Raw genomic sequence first — 14,608 nt, forward strand, 5'->3', positions numbered from 1 at the left:
TTCTCCCCCTTATTTCATCATTGGAATGTTAACGCCTTTTTCTTTCGCAGTTTCCACTGCTAAGTCATACCCTGCATCAACGTGACGAACAACACCCATACCAGGGTCAGAAGTTAATACGCGCTCAATACGTTTTGCTGCTGCTTCTGTTCCATCTGCAACAATAACCATTCCAGCGTGAAGTGAATAACCCATACCAACGCCGCCACCGTGGTGAACAGATACCCAACTCGCACCGTTTACACTATTAATTAATGCATTTAAAATTGGCCAGTCTGCTACTGCATCACTACCGTCTTTCATCGCTTCTGTTTCACGGTTTGGAGATGCTACTGAACCGCAATCTAAATGGTCACGACCAATAACGATTGGTGCTGATAATTCACCATTTGCCACCATTTCATTAATGATGCGGCCAAACTTCGCACGCTCACCGTAACCTAACCAACAAATACGTGATGGAAGTCCTTGGAACTCCACTTGTTGACGCGCCATACGAATCCAGTTACATAAATGCTCATTGTCAGCGAATTCTCGTAAAATTACTTCATCTGTTTTATAAATATCTTCTGGATCACCAGAAAGAGCTACCCAGCGGAATGGTCCTTTTCCTTCACAGAATAATGGACGAATAAATGCTGGAACAAATCCCGGGAAATCGAAAGCATTTTTCAAACCTTCATCAAAAGCAACTTGTCGAATGTTATTTCCATAATCAAATGTAATTGCGCCTTTTTCTTGCATCGCAAGCATTGCTTCTACGTGCTTTGTCATGCTTTCTTTTGATAATTGTACGTAACGTTCTGGGTCTTCTTCACGAAGTTTCGCTGCCTCTTCTAACGTATAACCTACTGGAATATAACCGTTTAATGGATCATGAGCAGATGTTTGGTCCGTAACTAAGTCAGGGATAATATTACGATTTACTAACTCAGGTAAAATTTCTGCTGCATTACCTAATAATCCAATTGAAATAGGCTCTTTCTTCTCTTTATACTCGTTTGCAATAGCCAATGCTTCTTCTAATGATTCTGTATACTTATCACAATATCTCTTTTCAATACGACGATCGATGCTGCGCTTATCTACATCAATCGCAATGACAACACCGCCATTCATCGTTACAGCAAGAGGTTGTGCACCACCCATACCACCTAAACCAGCAGTAAGTGTTAATGTACCTTTTAATGAACCATCGAAATGTTGACGAGCTGCCTCACCAAATGTTTCATATGTTCCTTGTAGAATCCCTTGTGTTCCAATGTAAATCCAGCTACCAGCTGTCATTTGTCCGTACATCATAAGTCCTTTTTTCTCTAGTTCTCGGAAGTGATCCCAATTCGCCCATTTTGGTACTAAGTTTGAGTTCGCTAATAGAACGCGCGGCGCGTCTTCATGCGATTTAAAAATTGCTACTGGTTTTCCTGATTGAACAAGTAACGTTTCATCGCTTTCTAACGTTTTTAATGAATCTACGATTGCATTGTAGCTTTCCCAATTACGAGCTGCACGGCCAATTCCGCCATATACAACTAATTCTTCTGGTTTTTCAGCTACCTCAGGATCTAAATTGTTCATTAACATTCGAAGTGCTGCTTCTTGCACCCAACCTTTTGTTTGTAACTCTGTACCTCTTGGCGCGCGAATTGTTTGTTGTACTTTTTCCATTTCAATCTCTCCCTTTTCTCATTTTATAGTGCTGCGTTTACATCTAATCTTTCTTTTATCGAATAATTCGTTTTTAACCAATGTGCAATATTTTCAATATCCGTTGAGAATATGCGGTCATTTGTAATAGAAGGTACTTGCTGACGCCCTTGATGGTAGAAACTCTTCGTCACTGTACTCATATTTTCAATTCCGCGATATTCTGCCGCTTGCATCGCACAAATCATCTCAATTGAAAGAACACGTCTTGCATTTTGAATAATTTGATGTGCATGGCGTGAAGCAATTGTTCCCATACTTACATGATCTTCCTGGTTAGCTGACGACGGGATTGAATCTACACTCGCTGGATGTGCTAACGTTTTATTTTCAGAAACAAGTGACGCTGCTGCATACTGCATAATCATTGCACCAGACTGAAGTCCTGGTTCTGGACTTAAAAATGGAGGTAAATCATTTAATTGCGGATTTACTAAACGCTCAATACGACGCTCTGAAATATTTGCAAGTTCTGCCATCCCTACTTTTAAGAAGTCCATCGCAAATGCAATTGGTTGACCGTGGAAGTTACCACCTGAAATTACTTTTTCTCCGCCATCAAAAATAAGTGGGTTATCTGTCGCTGCATTCATTTCAATTTCTAGCTTTTCTTTCACATAATTTAAAACTTGCCAAGAAGCACCGTGTACTTGCGGGATACAGCGAAGTGAATAGGCATCCTGTACACGTAGTTCTCCTTGTTTTGTTGTTAACTTACTATCATGAAGAATGTCACGAATTCTGCTTGCTACATCCACTTGCTCTTTATAACCACGTGCTTTATGAACATTTTCATCAAATGCATCAATAATGCCTTGTAACCCTTCAATTGTCATCGAAGCAATTAATTCAGCTTGATACGCCGTTGCTTCTGCTTCTATATAAGAAAGAACTCCTTGCGCTGTCATCGCCTGCGTACCATTAATTAATGCAAGACCTTCTTTCGCTTCAAGTTCAATCGGCTCAAGACCTTCTTCTGTAAGAGCAACCATTGCATGAACGCGTTTCCCCTTATAGAACACTTCACCTTCGCCTAATAATACGAGCGCAAGATGAGATAAAGGTGCTAAATCTCCACTCGCACCAAGCGAACCTTGTTGCGGGACAACTGGGTGAATTTTACGATTTACAAACTCAAGAAGCATATTTACAACAAGCGGTCTTACGCCTGATACTCCTTTAAGCATCGTGTTTGCTCGTAAAATTAACATTCCGCGCGATACTTCTTCCGGGAATGGATCACCTATCCCACATGCATGTGACTGAATTAAATTATGTTGAAGTGCCTTTACATCATCTTTTTGAATTAGCACATCACTAAACTTTCCAAATCCAGTTGTAATACCGTAAACGACTTTTCCGTCCTCTACAATTTTCTCAACTACTTCGCGGCACTCCGCTACCTTTTGCATACTAGTTGGACAAGCTGTTACACCTTCTCCTTCAAGTAATAACCTCTTCATTTCTTCAACTGTCAATGTATGTCCTGTTAACGTAATCATCATTTTTCCTCCTTAAAAAGGCAAAAGGGGACCTTATCTTTTTAAGACAGACTTCTGTCCTAAAAAAAGTAAGGCCCCCTTCTAACTAATAGACTATGGGCAAATCATATGTGATTAATTCCTAAACCAATCGCCTCATGCTCAGATCCTTTTACAGGTGCACCAATCGTTCCATATAATGCAACAGCAACCCATTCGCCTTCTTTTTTTCCGTCGTATGGTGTACCGCGCACAATCGCAAACCGAAGTCCTACTGTACGAAGAACGTCTGCTAACTGAATTTGACCTCTCGTCACTCCGTACAAAGCTTCCATAATTGCATGATAAAGTGCATGTGTTTCTCTGTAAACATCTGTTTCAATAACTTGGTTGCTCTTAGCCGCTGTTTCCATTGCTGCGACAACCTTTTGCGAATTCATCGAACCCACTTTCCCCGTACAATACTTCCAACCTTTCGGAATGGATAATACAGGACTTTCATTTTCATCCGCAAGTGCCAACAGCATGGCCATACGACCAATTCGATGTGTTCCTTGAAGAAGCATGTGACTCTCTCATTTCTTTTGAATTATTTGAATATTACTTAATTTAAGAATATATGAAAACGGTTAAATCGTCAATAGTTTAAACTCACATTCAAACAATTTTTTCATCCCCTCCATTTGTGTACACAAATTATTTACACAATTTTTCCAAGCATGCTATAGTCTCACTAACAGATGCAAAGGGGCGAGATTTCAATGACGAAGCGAAAAGATATTCATTTTCGAATTGAAGAAAAATTACTTGCAAGGTTTGAAGCTGCACTCCATTACGAAGGTTTAAAGAAAACGGATGTATTAACACATGCGATCCAACAATTTTGTACGAAAGTGGAATATGAAAAAATGAATGATGTAAAAAGGCAATATAGCGTCAGTAACAATTTACAAACACGTATCGATACGCATGAACATTACGAAGAAAAACAAGTGAATTTAGATGAAATCGTTATTGAACATTTACAACTTCAAGGGGAAGAAAACATATTAGAGGTTGGGTGCGCTAGCGGAAAATCCCTTTCCCTTTTACAAACAAATGGTCATAAAGGCCCATTAACCGGGTTGGATCAATCCGAAGCTATGCTTGCTGAAGCTGCTAAGACGAATAACTTAATAGAATGGAAACGAGGGGATGCTAGTAAACTCCCTTTCGAAACAAATTATTATGACCTAATAATCGCAAGACATATGTTATATCACATGAAAGATGTTGAAAAAACAATTCAAGGATTCCATAAAGTAATTCGTCCCGGTGGCTCACTTTTAGCTACAACAAATTCTAGTGTTACATTACCTCGTATAGTTGAAATGTGTAACCGCATGTTAGACGCATTTGATTTACCGAAAACAACATCATCAGTCACTCCATTTTGTTTAGAAAATGGTAAAGAGATATTACAATCCGTTTTTCCAACGGTTGAAGAAACAGTTATTCATAATGCGCTCGTTTTTCATCATTCTACCCCAATAGTAAACTATATTTCTAGCATGTTTCCGTCGCTAAATATACCTGATAATACACTTCTTCACGCGGAAATGAAGGTATGGCTAAAAGAAGAAGTAGAAAATGAATTATCACTTCATAACGGTATATGGCGCGATCCGAAAACTTTAGTTATTTATCGGTGTAAAAAAGAAAAAAGCTAGCATTCGCTAGCTTTTATACATTTTCAGATAAAAGTTTCTCCATCATCACATTACCCTTACCGCCATAAAAATTTGTATTATGTTCGTTCGCTATCCCAAAGTAAGAGGCAATCGCTATTCCGAATGGTACAAATGCATGTCCTTGTGCTGTAATAATATTTGAGTGTTGCACAACTTCTTTATACACAAAATTTTCTACTGGAAAACAATCAAGTTTTTGATAATCTATGGTCACTGTATACGAGATTTCTTTGAATAAGCCTGCTTTTGCTAGCGCATACGGTCCAGCGCAAATAGCAGCTACTAATTTTTCTTGTTCGTGAAATTGGCGAATGACTGAAAAGAGTCCTTCTGCATCCTTCATATGTATCTCATCCCCGCCTGGAATAATAATTCCCTCATATTCTTCTACATGCACTTCCCTTAATTCTATATGTGGTTGCACTTGCAAACCTGTTTCACTTATAATCAATTCTTTTGTTAAGCCCGCTGTAATGATTTCAAATTTATTCTTCAGCAATGCCGTTGCTACTGTTATTTCAAACTCTGCAAATGTTGGGTATACAAGTAAAAGTATTTTTTTCATAGCTCTCTCTCCTTTAACCAGTCCATAAAATATACCTCTAAATCGTCCACTGTTAATCTATTCGTGTCCACATAAGTTACAGGAAATTGTTTATACCAGTCTTTTTCAGTTTCTACTAATTTAAATTGCTCCTCAAACGTACTTCTGTTTCTTGTTCTATCATTATTTTTTCTATCATATACATTCTTCTTCGTAACATCTAAGTAAAAAATCGCATCCGAACGGCATTCTCTTAATTCATATAATTCATCTTTCAATTCAGCTTCTATATCCCACTCTTCCCCTATAATCGTTGGATAAAAGAGTGTAAAAAACTCAATATCTTCTGGTCCGCGATCAAAAATTACGACTGAATCTTTCACATTTTGAAACTCCTTAATTTTTGCTTCCATAAACATTTTTTGATTCATAATAAACCCTACTTTTGAATTCATATCTAAATTCAATTTTTTTCGCTTCTCTACAATTGGATATGGATTTTCATATATAACTCGAAACCCTCTCTTTTCTAATCTTTTTGCTAATGTTGTTTTTCCGCTAGCCATCGGCCCTTGCAGTGAAATTACGTATGCCACGCCTATCATTCCCTTACACTTTAGTACACCTATAATATACAGAATTTTGAAAACTCTCAACATTATATATATCATCTTGTTTCTTATTCTTATCTAACTTATAATGAAAAATAGAGATTATGACGGACGCATCAATAATGTAAGCTTGGAAATCCAAGCTTACATTATTTTTTGCTTTCCCTTTTCTAATAAAAAGAGTATACTATATTAGAACGTATGTTCTTAATAATTACATACAGTAAGGAGATAGAACAATGGTATACGACACAAAAGCAATTTCTTGGAATGAATCTTTAAAACAACTTCAACGCCGCTATACAAACAAACAAGTTGACCGAAAAGAATTTGAGGATATTGAACTAATGGAATTCTTCCGCGATAACGACTACATTTCTTTACCTACACATATAAGCGGCCTATCAAAAACACGTTTTACTTCTTACTCTATTTTCACAACTGAAGATAAAGATCGTAAAGTTGGCACACTTATTATTGAGTATGTTGAAGACGATAATAATAATTTATGTGTTGAACAACTATACTTCGTTTAAACTATAACGCTTGGTCAAAATGACCAAGCGTTCTTGCTTTCTATGAATCTCACTGTATATAATATGAATAAAAGAAAACCGCTATCATTAAGGGGGGGATATGCTTGCTCGAAGGATGGTTCAGTTGGTTCATTGTATTATGGACGGTTATTTTATTAGGGCTTATGTCTATCGGTGGATACTTTATGTTCAGAAAATTTTTAAAACGTTTACCAAAAGAAGACGGCATGTCCATTCTAGATTGGGAAGAACACTACATAAATAAAACGAGACATTTATGGGCTGACGAACAAAAACAATTGTTAGAAGAGCTTGTAAGTCCTGTTCCAGAACTATTTCGCGATGTTGCAAAATCAAAGATCGCTGGAAAAATCGGGGAACTTGCATTACAAGAAAATGCCTCTCAAATTACACAAGACTTAATTATTAAAGGATATATCATTGCCACACCAAAGCGTGATCATAAATTTTTAATAAAAAAACTACAAGAAAAAAAGATTGATTATTCTAACTATCAATCTTTACTCGCAAAGTAACTTCATATTATTTTCGATAAAAAGACAGCGCCTTTAACGCTGTCTTTTTATTTAGTACATATACAGTTTTTAAGTTAACTTCATATCTTTTTCATTATAAAAACCATCTTCTTTTTCCATTTCCTTCTGTAATTTCGTAAAGGAACGATACATTGCAATTCTCCATGACACAATCATCGCAAACGCTAGTAAGAAGAACATGCCACTAAGTTGTCCTAAATCAAGAGATTGACTTAAGTATGTTTTAAATACAATCCGCACTACAAGTAATCCAATTAATATAAAAACAAAGGCTTTTGAACGCTTCAAATAAATCTCTTGTCCTCTAATTTCAAATTTAGATGTTTTAATAAGAAAAATAGAGAAAATCAAACCGACACCAATCGCTTCTAACATTTCTGCTGGAGTTAATCGAAATTCAGGAAAAACATACATCAATGCGCCCGTACTCATAAAAAATGGTGGAAGTATAATTTTTTTCAATGTTGCAGGTTTCTTAGCTGCTTTTAAACGAATAAACATCGCACCGACAGCCATACAAACAGCAACGATACTGGATAAAACAACTATGTTCATATTTTCTCATCCTTTTTTGTGGCTATATGCAAAATATACTTTCATTATATGCTTTTCCGTTAGTATTTCCAACATTTTCGCAGAATAATACTAAAAACCGGTAAAACCACCAAATAAACTTGAGAAATATACGATAATTTTCGTCATCCAGTTAAAGTATAGGAAGACACCCATAACAATCATAATATATCCTCCGATTTTCATGAAGGCCATACTATTTCTTTTAATCCAAGACATTTTCGTAATAAAGAATGACAGTACGAAAAACGGGATAGCAAACCCTAGTATGTAAGCAATCATGTAAATCATTGCTGATTCTGGGTTTGTTGCTGCTAATCCAATTACGGACACTAGAATTGGTCCGGTACATGGCGTCCACCCTGCTGCAAAGGCTAATCCAATTAGTACTGATCCAAAATAGCCACTTGGACGATTTTTAAATGTAAATTTACGGTCTTGCATTAAAAATTTCGGCTTAAACACCCCGACAATAATTAAACCGAACACGATGATAAAGATACCACCTAACTGTCTGATTAAATCTTTATAGTCAGTAAAGATTCCTCCAATAAAACTTGTACCAAATCCAATTGCAATAAATATAATTGAAAATCCAAGTAAGAAAAACGCTGTATGTATCATACTTCTTTTGCGAAGCATTGCATTTTCTTCTTTCAATTCAGAAACCGACATACCTGTTATGTACGATAAAAATGCCGGATAAAGCGGTAAGCAACATGGGGAAATAAATGATAAGAACCCGGCGCCAAACGCTAAAAAAATACTAATATCTTGCATCATTCCACTCCTCTCCCTAAATATTGTAACAAAAACACATAAAAATACTATGAACAATTCGTGAAATCACTTTTACAACGTGGTAATAAGAAAAACATACTTCCTCACAGTTTCTAATAAAACGTTTTCATTTCCTTCTATTATATAGAAAAAACTCAAATGGATTATGAAACTCCTTTAATTGTTATTACCATAACAAAGGCAACATAGTTTCTCAAATAATTAGCACGCTACTAGTACGTCTATATACATATTGGTTTAAAAAATATTTTTTTCAAATGCTGTCTCTATACAATGCAAAGTTGATTTTATAATACTTCTACTATTAATAATTTCAAGATTATGCATAAATATCATACTTTTATTATTATTCTATAAAATGTCATACTTTTCTTTCATTTGACCCTTTATTTCTAATTTTGTATACTTCCCTCTAGTTATATATTTTCGATACGGAACAACTTCATATAGATGGGAGGAATTTTTCATGCTTCGTTATTCTCTTTTAGTTTTATTAGGAGCGTGTAGTTATGGAATTTTAGCTATTTTTGTTAAGCTTGCATATGCAGAAGGATTTTCACTTGGAGAGGTAATTGGCAGCCAATATTTGTTCGGTTGGATTATTTTGCTTGCTATTACACTCCTATTTTCTAGACATCGCGTTCCTTTAAAGCAAGCATTACTTTTATTCGTTGCAGGAACATCTGCAAGTTTTACCGGAATTTTTTATTATGCTTCCTTAAAAACTGTACCAGCTTCTATTGCAATTATTCTTTTATTCCAATTCGTTTGGGTCGGAATTATCATTGAAGCAGTCGCAACAAAAACATTACCTTCAAAAGAAAAAGTTATTTCTGTTATTTTCTTACTTGTAGGGACATTTTTATCAAGTGGTTTACTAGAACAATCAGCAGGTGCTTTCGATACGACTGGGATCATTTTAGGTTTATTATCTGCTGTTACATTCGCAACATACATTTTCGTGAGCGGAAAAGTTGCTGTTGAAGTACCTTCATTACCGCGCGGTGTTCTCTTAATGACTGGTGCTTTAACTTTAGTCATGATTGTATTCCCACCAACATTTATTTTTAATGGTGCCATTTCTCAAGGTCTTTGGAAATACGGTTTAGGATTAGGAACATTTAGTATCGTAATTCCATCTATTGCCTTTACAATCGGGATTCCAAAAATCGGTTCTGGCTTAGCGACTATTCTTGGTGCAGCGGAACTACCAGTTACAACAATTATGTCAGTATTCGTTTTAAAAGAGGCTGTACTATCTTCACAATGGTTCGGTGTATCACTTATATTAATTGGGATTGCAATCCCGCAAATTGCATACGCAATGCGTGGACGTTATCGTAAACATCATACGCATAAAAAAGTCGCAGCATAAAGTGAAACTTTAATTAGTTGAACCAATCGGGCTTTTATGGGATAAACGAGAGAGGATTTTCATTTGAGAATCCTCTCTTTTATTGTTGTATACTTATGGTAAATATTTTGCTGAAGAAAGAAGGCATACTACATGGTATCTATTTCAAATCAACTAAAAGAAAAACTTATTTCCATCCGCCGACATTTACATGAGTATCCAGAACTATCATATGAAGAGTTCGAAACAACAAAAGCAATAAAAAATTGGTTAGAAGAGAAAAACATTACTATCATTGATTCCAATTTAGAAACAGGAATTATCGCTGAAGTGTCTGGTAATAAAAACGGGCCAATTGTAGCAGTTCGTGCTGATATTGATGCCCTTCCTATTCAAGAAGAAACACATTTGTCCTATGCATCTAAAGTACGAGGGAAAATGCATGCTTGTGGACACGATTTTCATACAGCTGCTATTTTAGGTACTGCTTTCTTATTAAAAGAAAGAGAATCTTCCCTAAATGGAACGATTCGCTTCATATTCCAACCAGCTGAAGAAAGTAGTAATGGCGCTTGCAAAGTTATTGATGCTGGACATTTACGTAATGTGCAAGCGATTTTCGGCATGCATAATAAACCTGATTTACCAGTAGGTACAATTGGCATTAAAGATGGTCCACTGATGGCCGGAGTTGATCGATTTGAAATTGAAATTCACGGAGTTGGTACACACGCGGCTGTACCAGATGCTGGCGTAGATCCTATTGTCGCATCCTCTCAACTTGTGATGGCACTGCAAACAATTGTAAGCCGAAATATAAGTTCATCTCATAATGCGGTTGTTAGTGTTACAAATATTCATGCAGGAAATACGTGGAACGTGATTCCTGAAAAAGCTACGTTAGAAGGAACTATTCGCACGTTCCAAGCTGAAACACGTGAAAAGATCCCAGCACTCATGGAGCGTATTATTAAAGGTGTATCTGATGCATTAGGTGTAAAAACGGAATTCCGTTTTTTTTCAGGTCCTCCTGCTGTTCACAACGATAAAGCTCTTACAGACTTATCTACTCACGTTGCCACAAAGATGAATCTTAATATCATCTCGCCTAGTCCGTCAATGGCTGGAGAAGATTTTTCATTTTACCAACAGGAAATACCAGGTTCATTCGTCTTTATGGGAACGAGCGGTACACATGAATGGCATCATCCTGCTTTTACAATTAATGAAGAGGCACTGCCTATAAGTGCCGAATACTTTGCTTTACTAGCCGAAAGAGCACTTAAACAATTCTCATAAAAAAAGCCGTTCAAAGTGCATCTCAGCACCCTGAACGGCTTTTCTTATTAAGTTAAATCACGTTTTAAAAACACAGTATATGAAATACATAAAAATACGAACAAATAAAGTAGTAACATACATGATGCAAACGGGAATGTTACTCCATCAATAAAACTTCCATTCTTTGAAATACTATATAAATCTGTGTTTGCTGGCAATAAATATTTCGCCCAGTTATATCTAGTGGCTGCTAATAACGCAATATTGCCTGATAAAGCAAGGAATAGTGAAATACCAATTGCACCTCCACTAGATCTCGTTAACACAGAAATCATAAATGCAAACGATGCATACACAACCGTTGGTAACCACGATAAAACATAATATTTACTTGCTTCCACAAAAATATTTTGTTTTATTATATTTCCATCTTGGAAAATAAACTCACTCCATGCAGGCTGTTGGAATTTATAAATAACAAGTCCACATAAAACGGAGAAAATCATATTAAATATAAACAATAAAGCTGCAAATATAACGATCGCTAAAAACTTTGCTGTTAAAATTTTAAATCGACTCGCCGGACGGATTGTTAAAAATTTATATGTTCCCCAGCTATATTCATTTGCAAAAATTGTACTTGCATACACGAGGATAAATGGGAGCAAAATTGGAAATACGATAAAACCTGTATCTCTCATGAAAGAAAGTGGAGAACTGCTTGCCGGTGCTGTATCCGTATCTAAATGCTTCATCTTAAGCTGGTATTCTTTTACAAGCTCATCCCCTGATTTTTCTGCTAAAATAGCTTCTTTTTTCATGCCAAGCTTTTTCTCAATTTCTACAGTACGTTCTGTATAATCTACTTTCCATCCTTTTGTTTCTGGTTCAAAATACTTTACCGTAACCCACCCTAATCCGATTATTAATACTGCAATAACCGCAAATGGAATAATCGTTCGCTTCCGCTTAAATATTTTATACAGTTCGTTATATACTAAATTAAACAATATCTTTTCCCCCTGTTAATTCTAAAAATTGCTCTTCTAACGTTTTTCTTTCTTCATATACACGATACACTTGAATGTTTTTCTCAAGCAATGTACGAATAACATTTGGGATTTCTTCATCTTTTACGTTAATAATTAATTCATTATCTTTTACTAAAACATCATGCCCTAACATTTCCGCTGCTTTATTCGCATCATCTACACGTATACGGATCGTCTCCATCTCTTCACTTTGACTATGCTGAATGTTTTGCGTAGCCACATATTCCCCGTGCTGAATAATGATAACTCTGTCACACATTAATTCAACTTCTGAAAGTAAGTGACTCGATACAAGTACAGCTTTTCCTTGTTCATGTGCAATTTTTTTTATGTACATTCTCATTTCATGTATTCCACTAGGGTCTAATCCATTCGTCGGTTCATCTAGTACCAACACATCCGGATCGTGAATAAGCGCCTGAGCGATTCCTAAACGTTGTCTCATGCCAAGTGAATATGCTTTTACTTTACGATTAATTACTTGTCCCATTCCTAACAATTTCACTACTTCATCGATACGTTCTTCGGTCACATTACCATTCATTCGTCCGAAATATGTTAAATTTTCATACCCGCTCAAAAAAGGATAAAATTCGGGTGTCTCAATTACCGCCCCAATTTTCGCAGCGGTTTTTTCAAATTGCTGTTTCACAGATTGACCATCAATCCATACTTCACCTTCTGTCATACGGATCATACCAACCATCATTCTCATTAAAGTCGTTTTTCCAGCACCGTTTGGTCCGAGTAAACCGACAACCTCGCCTTTTTTCACTTCAAAACTAATATTTTGTACAAGTGTCTTTGAGCCGATTCGCTTCGTTAACCGATCGACTTTTACAATTGATTGTTCATTTGTCATTCTATACAACCTTTCCTTCCCATTCTTTGTCAGGTCTTTTCACTGTAACATGATTATTTTTATGTGTAAAATAGAAAAAAGCATGATTTCTCATGCCCTTTCTTTAAACCGCAACGAATTTTCATCTTTTAAACTTCGAACAAATCGATAACATTGCATCATCGATATTAAAACGACAGTCATCATAATTACACTAATAATTACAACTGCATATATTGTAATTGGCGCACTATTTACTCCTTGTATCCCTGCGATTTTCATAAAGATAACCGTGAATAATTTCAAAAATAGCATCCCATTAATTAATCCGAAAACAAATGCTGCTCCATAAATGAATAATTGCTCCTGACATAATAAACATAGTACTTCTTTTCTTTTCATATTTTCTGCTACATAAGATGTAAACTCCTCTCTCCTCACTAGCAAAAGGGAGTACATCATTTTATATGTAGTAAAAATACATATGAAAATTAGTACAATAAACAGTGTGTAAAAATACATTTGAAATACAAATGTATCCCCTACTTTCAAAATAGCTCCTTCATTAAATTGTAACGATATCATAAAAAACAAAATCATAGTACTCATAGCAATCCAAATAAATTGCTTCATCCTTTTGGTAGCAAATGTTCTAATATTTTTTCTCGCTAACCGACATAAAGACATAAAATTCTTCCCCTACCTTATTACATACGCATTCTATACTACTAGTGTATAAAAATATGACATTTTAAACATCGCACTACAATCGGAATTTCTTCTAAGTCTTTAGTCCTAGAAAACGAAATGATAAAAAATCACATTTAGAATATAATTGTAAAAAGGAGGAGATTGCATGCGTATAAAATTACTATCAATCTTGTGTTTATTATTACTCACAAGTTGTAGCCAAATAAAAAACAATGAAGTTGCCATTGTTGAGCCATACAAATTAACAAAAGAGCAAGCTTCTATTTTACAAATGACTCCTTTTCAAGAAGGAAATAGCATGTTTTATAACATTACGCTTAAAAATGATAAAGATGAATTAAATGCTACAATTGATTATTATAACAATGGTAAAAAAACAAAAGAAATTGCTTACATTGCTACCTCACATTTTCTAGAAAAGAAAATAAAACTCTCTTTCATATCGCCATACCCCCACTTTAATGAAGATGTACAAGAAAAAGGGCAATGGTATATTAATATTAATGGTGGTTCAACACTTGTTCCTGAAGAAGCGCCACCAAGCGTAAATAGCTCTGCAACTACTACAATCCAATCTATAAAAAATCTAAAATACAATCAAAAAACAATTTTAGCTGCTGTAATCCAAACCAGTAAAGAAACTGTAAGCGTTCCTATCATTGATGAAGAAACAGGTATTGATCTACTCTTAAAAGAAAATGAACACGTTTATCTATTTAGTATCGAGCTAAAAAAAGAACAATAAAGCGGAAATGCAACTTAAGTTGCATTTCCGCTTTATTGTTTAATAAGGTGTACTTTTATGGATTTGAATTAAATCCATTTTCTG

Annotated in this window: 16 protein-coding genes and 1 pseudogene; 6 read left to right on the forward strand and 11 right to left on the reverse strand. The window is 35.5% G+C overall.

What is annotated here, in order from left to right; translation table 11 throughout:
• Positions 1–9 precede the first annotated feature (9 nt).
• The 3 genes from hutU to hutP all read right to left on the reverse strand — a co-directional run bounded on the left by hutU (position 10) and on the right by hutP (position 3,754).
• The gene (hutU, locus tag ACODS7_RS04120) at positions 10–1,668 is read right to left on the reverse strand and encodes a urocanate hydratase (RefSeq protein ID WP_000416938.1); all 1,659 of its coding nucleotides are present in this window, start codon (positions 1,666–1,668) and stop codon (positions 10–12) included.
• A gap of 23 nt (positions 1,669–1,691) precedes the next feature.
• Positions 1,692–3,209 carry a histidine ammonia-lyase gene (gene hutH / locus ACODS7_RS04125; protein ID WP_000631871.1) on the reverse strand — a complete coding sequence of 506 codons (1,518 nt, stop codon included), beginning with the start codon at positions 3,207–3,209 and terminating at the stop codon, positions 1,692–1,694.
• Between the two features lie 104 nt (positions 3,210–3,313).
• Complete coding sequence (gene hutP / locus ACODS7_RS04130; RefSeq protein ID WP_000926516.1) at positions 3,314–3,754, reverse strand: histidine utilization transcription antiterminator HutP; 441 nt, start codon at positions 3,752–3,754, stop codon at positions 3,314–3,316.
• 195 nt (positions 3,755–3,949) lie between these two features.
• Between hutP and ACODS7_RS04135 the strand changes: the two genes are divergently transcribed.
• The gene (locus ACODS7_RS04135) at positions 3,950–4,897 is read left to right on the forward strand and encodes a class I SAM-dependent methyltransferase (protein WP_029443054.1); all 948 of its coding nucleotides are present in this window, start codon (positions 3,950–3,952) and stop codon (positions 4,895–4,897) included.
• Positions 4,898–4,910: 13 nt separating this feature from the next.
• Here the strand turns inward: ACODS7_RS04135 and ACODS7_RS04140 are convergent, their stop codons facing one another.
• Positions 4,911–5,483: a DJ-1/PfpI family protein gene (locus ACODS7_RS04140; RefSeq protein ID WP_016080634.1), complete on the reverse strand. Its 573-nt coding sequence runs from the start codon at positions 5,481–5,483 to the stop codon at positions 4,911–4,913.
• Positions 5,480–6,067: an AAA family ATPase gene (locus ACODS7_RS04145; protein WP_042969035.1), complete on the reverse strand. Its 588-nt coding sequence runs from the start codon at positions 6,065–6,067 to the stop codon at positions 5,480–5,482. The genes ACODS7_RS04140 and ACODS7_RS04145 overlap by 4 nt, the downstream gene beginning before the upstream one ends.
• A 245-nt stretch (positions 6,068–6,312) precedes the next feature.
• Between ACODS7_RS04145 and ACODS7_RS04150 the strand changes: the two genes are divergently transcribed.
• Both ACODS7_RS04150 and ACODS7_RS04155 read left to right on the forward strand, forming a co-directional pair.
• Positions 6,313–6,609 carry a hypothetical protein gene (locus ACODS7_RS04150; protein ID WP_000262400.1) on the forward strand — a complete coding sequence of 99 codons (297 nt, stop codon included), beginning with the start codon at positions 6,313–6,315 and terminating at the stop codon, positions 6,607–6,609.
• A 104-nt stretch (positions 6,610–6,713) separates the two neighbouring features.
• A complete protein-coding gene (locus ACODS7_RS04155) occupies positions 6,714–7,145 on the forward strand; it encodes a DUF2621 domain-containing protein (protein WP_000889371.1) in 432 nt (143 codons plus the stop codon).
• Between the two features lie 69 nt (positions 7,146–7,214).
• Here the strand turns inward: ACODS7_RS04155 and ACODS7_RS04160 are convergent, their stop codons facing one another.
• From ACODS7_RS04160 to ACODS7_RS04170, 3 genes and pseudogenes are all read right to left on the reverse strand, one after another.
• Positions 7,215–7,721 (reverse strand): CcdC family protein, encoded by a 507-nt coding sequence (locus ACODS7_RS04160; RefSeq protein WP_001028640.1) that lies wholly within the window; start codon positions 7,719–7,721, stop codon positions 7,215–7,217.
• A gap of 90 nt (positions 7,722–7,811) precedes the next feature.
• Positions 7,812–8,519: a cytochrome c-type biogenesis protein CcdA gene (gene ccdA / locus ACODS7_RS04165; RefSeq protein WP_001152674.1), complete on the reverse strand. Its 708-nt coding sequence runs from the start codon at positions 8,517–8,519 to the stop codon at positions 7,812–7,814.
• Positions 8,520–8,535: 16 nt separating this feature from the next.
• Positions 8,536–8,684 (reverse strand): annotated as a pseudogene (locus ACODS7_RS04170) (peptidase T).
• Between the two features lie 322 nt (positions 8,685–9,006).
• On the opposite strand from ACODS7_RS04170, the gene ACODS7_RS04175 reads away from it, so the two are divergent.
• The gene (locus tag ACODS7_RS04175) at positions 9,007–9,915 is read left to right on the forward strand and encodes an EamA family transporter (RefSeq protein ID WP_029443056.1); all 909 of its coding nucleotides are present in this window, start codon (positions 9,007–9,009) and stop codon (positions 9,913–9,915) included.
• A 132-nt stretch (positions 9,916–10,047) separates the two neighbouring features.
• Positions 10,048–11,193 (forward strand): M20 peptidase aminoacylase family protein, encoded by a 1,146-nt coding sequence (locus tag ACODS7_RS04180; RefSeq protein ID WP_016080632.1) that lies wholly within the window; start codon positions 10,048–10,050, stop codon positions 11,191–11,193.
• 47 nt (positions 11,194–11,240) lie between these two features.
• On the opposite strand, the gene ACODS7_RS04185 is transcribed toward ACODS7_RS04180, so the two are convergent.
• From ACODS7_RS04185 to ACODS7_RS04195, 3 genes are all read right to left on the reverse strand, one after another.
• Entirely contained in the window at positions 11,241–12,185 is a 945-nt protein-coding gene (locus tag ACODS7_RS04185) for an ABC transporter permease (RefSeq protein ID WP_000482760.1), read from the reverse strand.
• Entirely contained in the window at positions 12,178–13,089 is a 912-nt protein-coding gene (locus tag ACODS7_RS04190; protein WP_000180626.1) for an ABC transporter ATP-binding protein, read from the reverse strand. The genes ACODS7_RS04185 and ACODS7_RS04190 overlap by 8 nt, the downstream gene beginning before the upstream one ends.
• A 90-nt stretch (positions 13,090–13,179) precedes the next feature.
• Complete coding sequence (locus tag ACODS7_RS04195; protein ID WP_043936448.1) at positions 13,180–13,755, reverse strand: ABC transporter permease family protein; 576 nt, start codon at positions 13,753–13,755, stop codon at positions 13,180–13,182.
• Positions 13,756–13,924: 169 nt separating this feature from the next.
• Between ACODS7_RS04195 and ACODS7_RS04200 the strand changes: the two genes are divergently transcribed.
• Positions 13,925–14,524, forward strand: a complete 600-nt coding sequence (locus tag ACODS7_RS04200) for a hypothetical protein (protein ID WP_029443058.1) — start codon at positions 13,925–13,927, stop codon at positions 14,522–14,524.
• Positions 14,525–14,608: the final 84 nt, after the last annotated feature.

Source organism: Bacillus sp. FG16 (assembly GCF_057809515.1).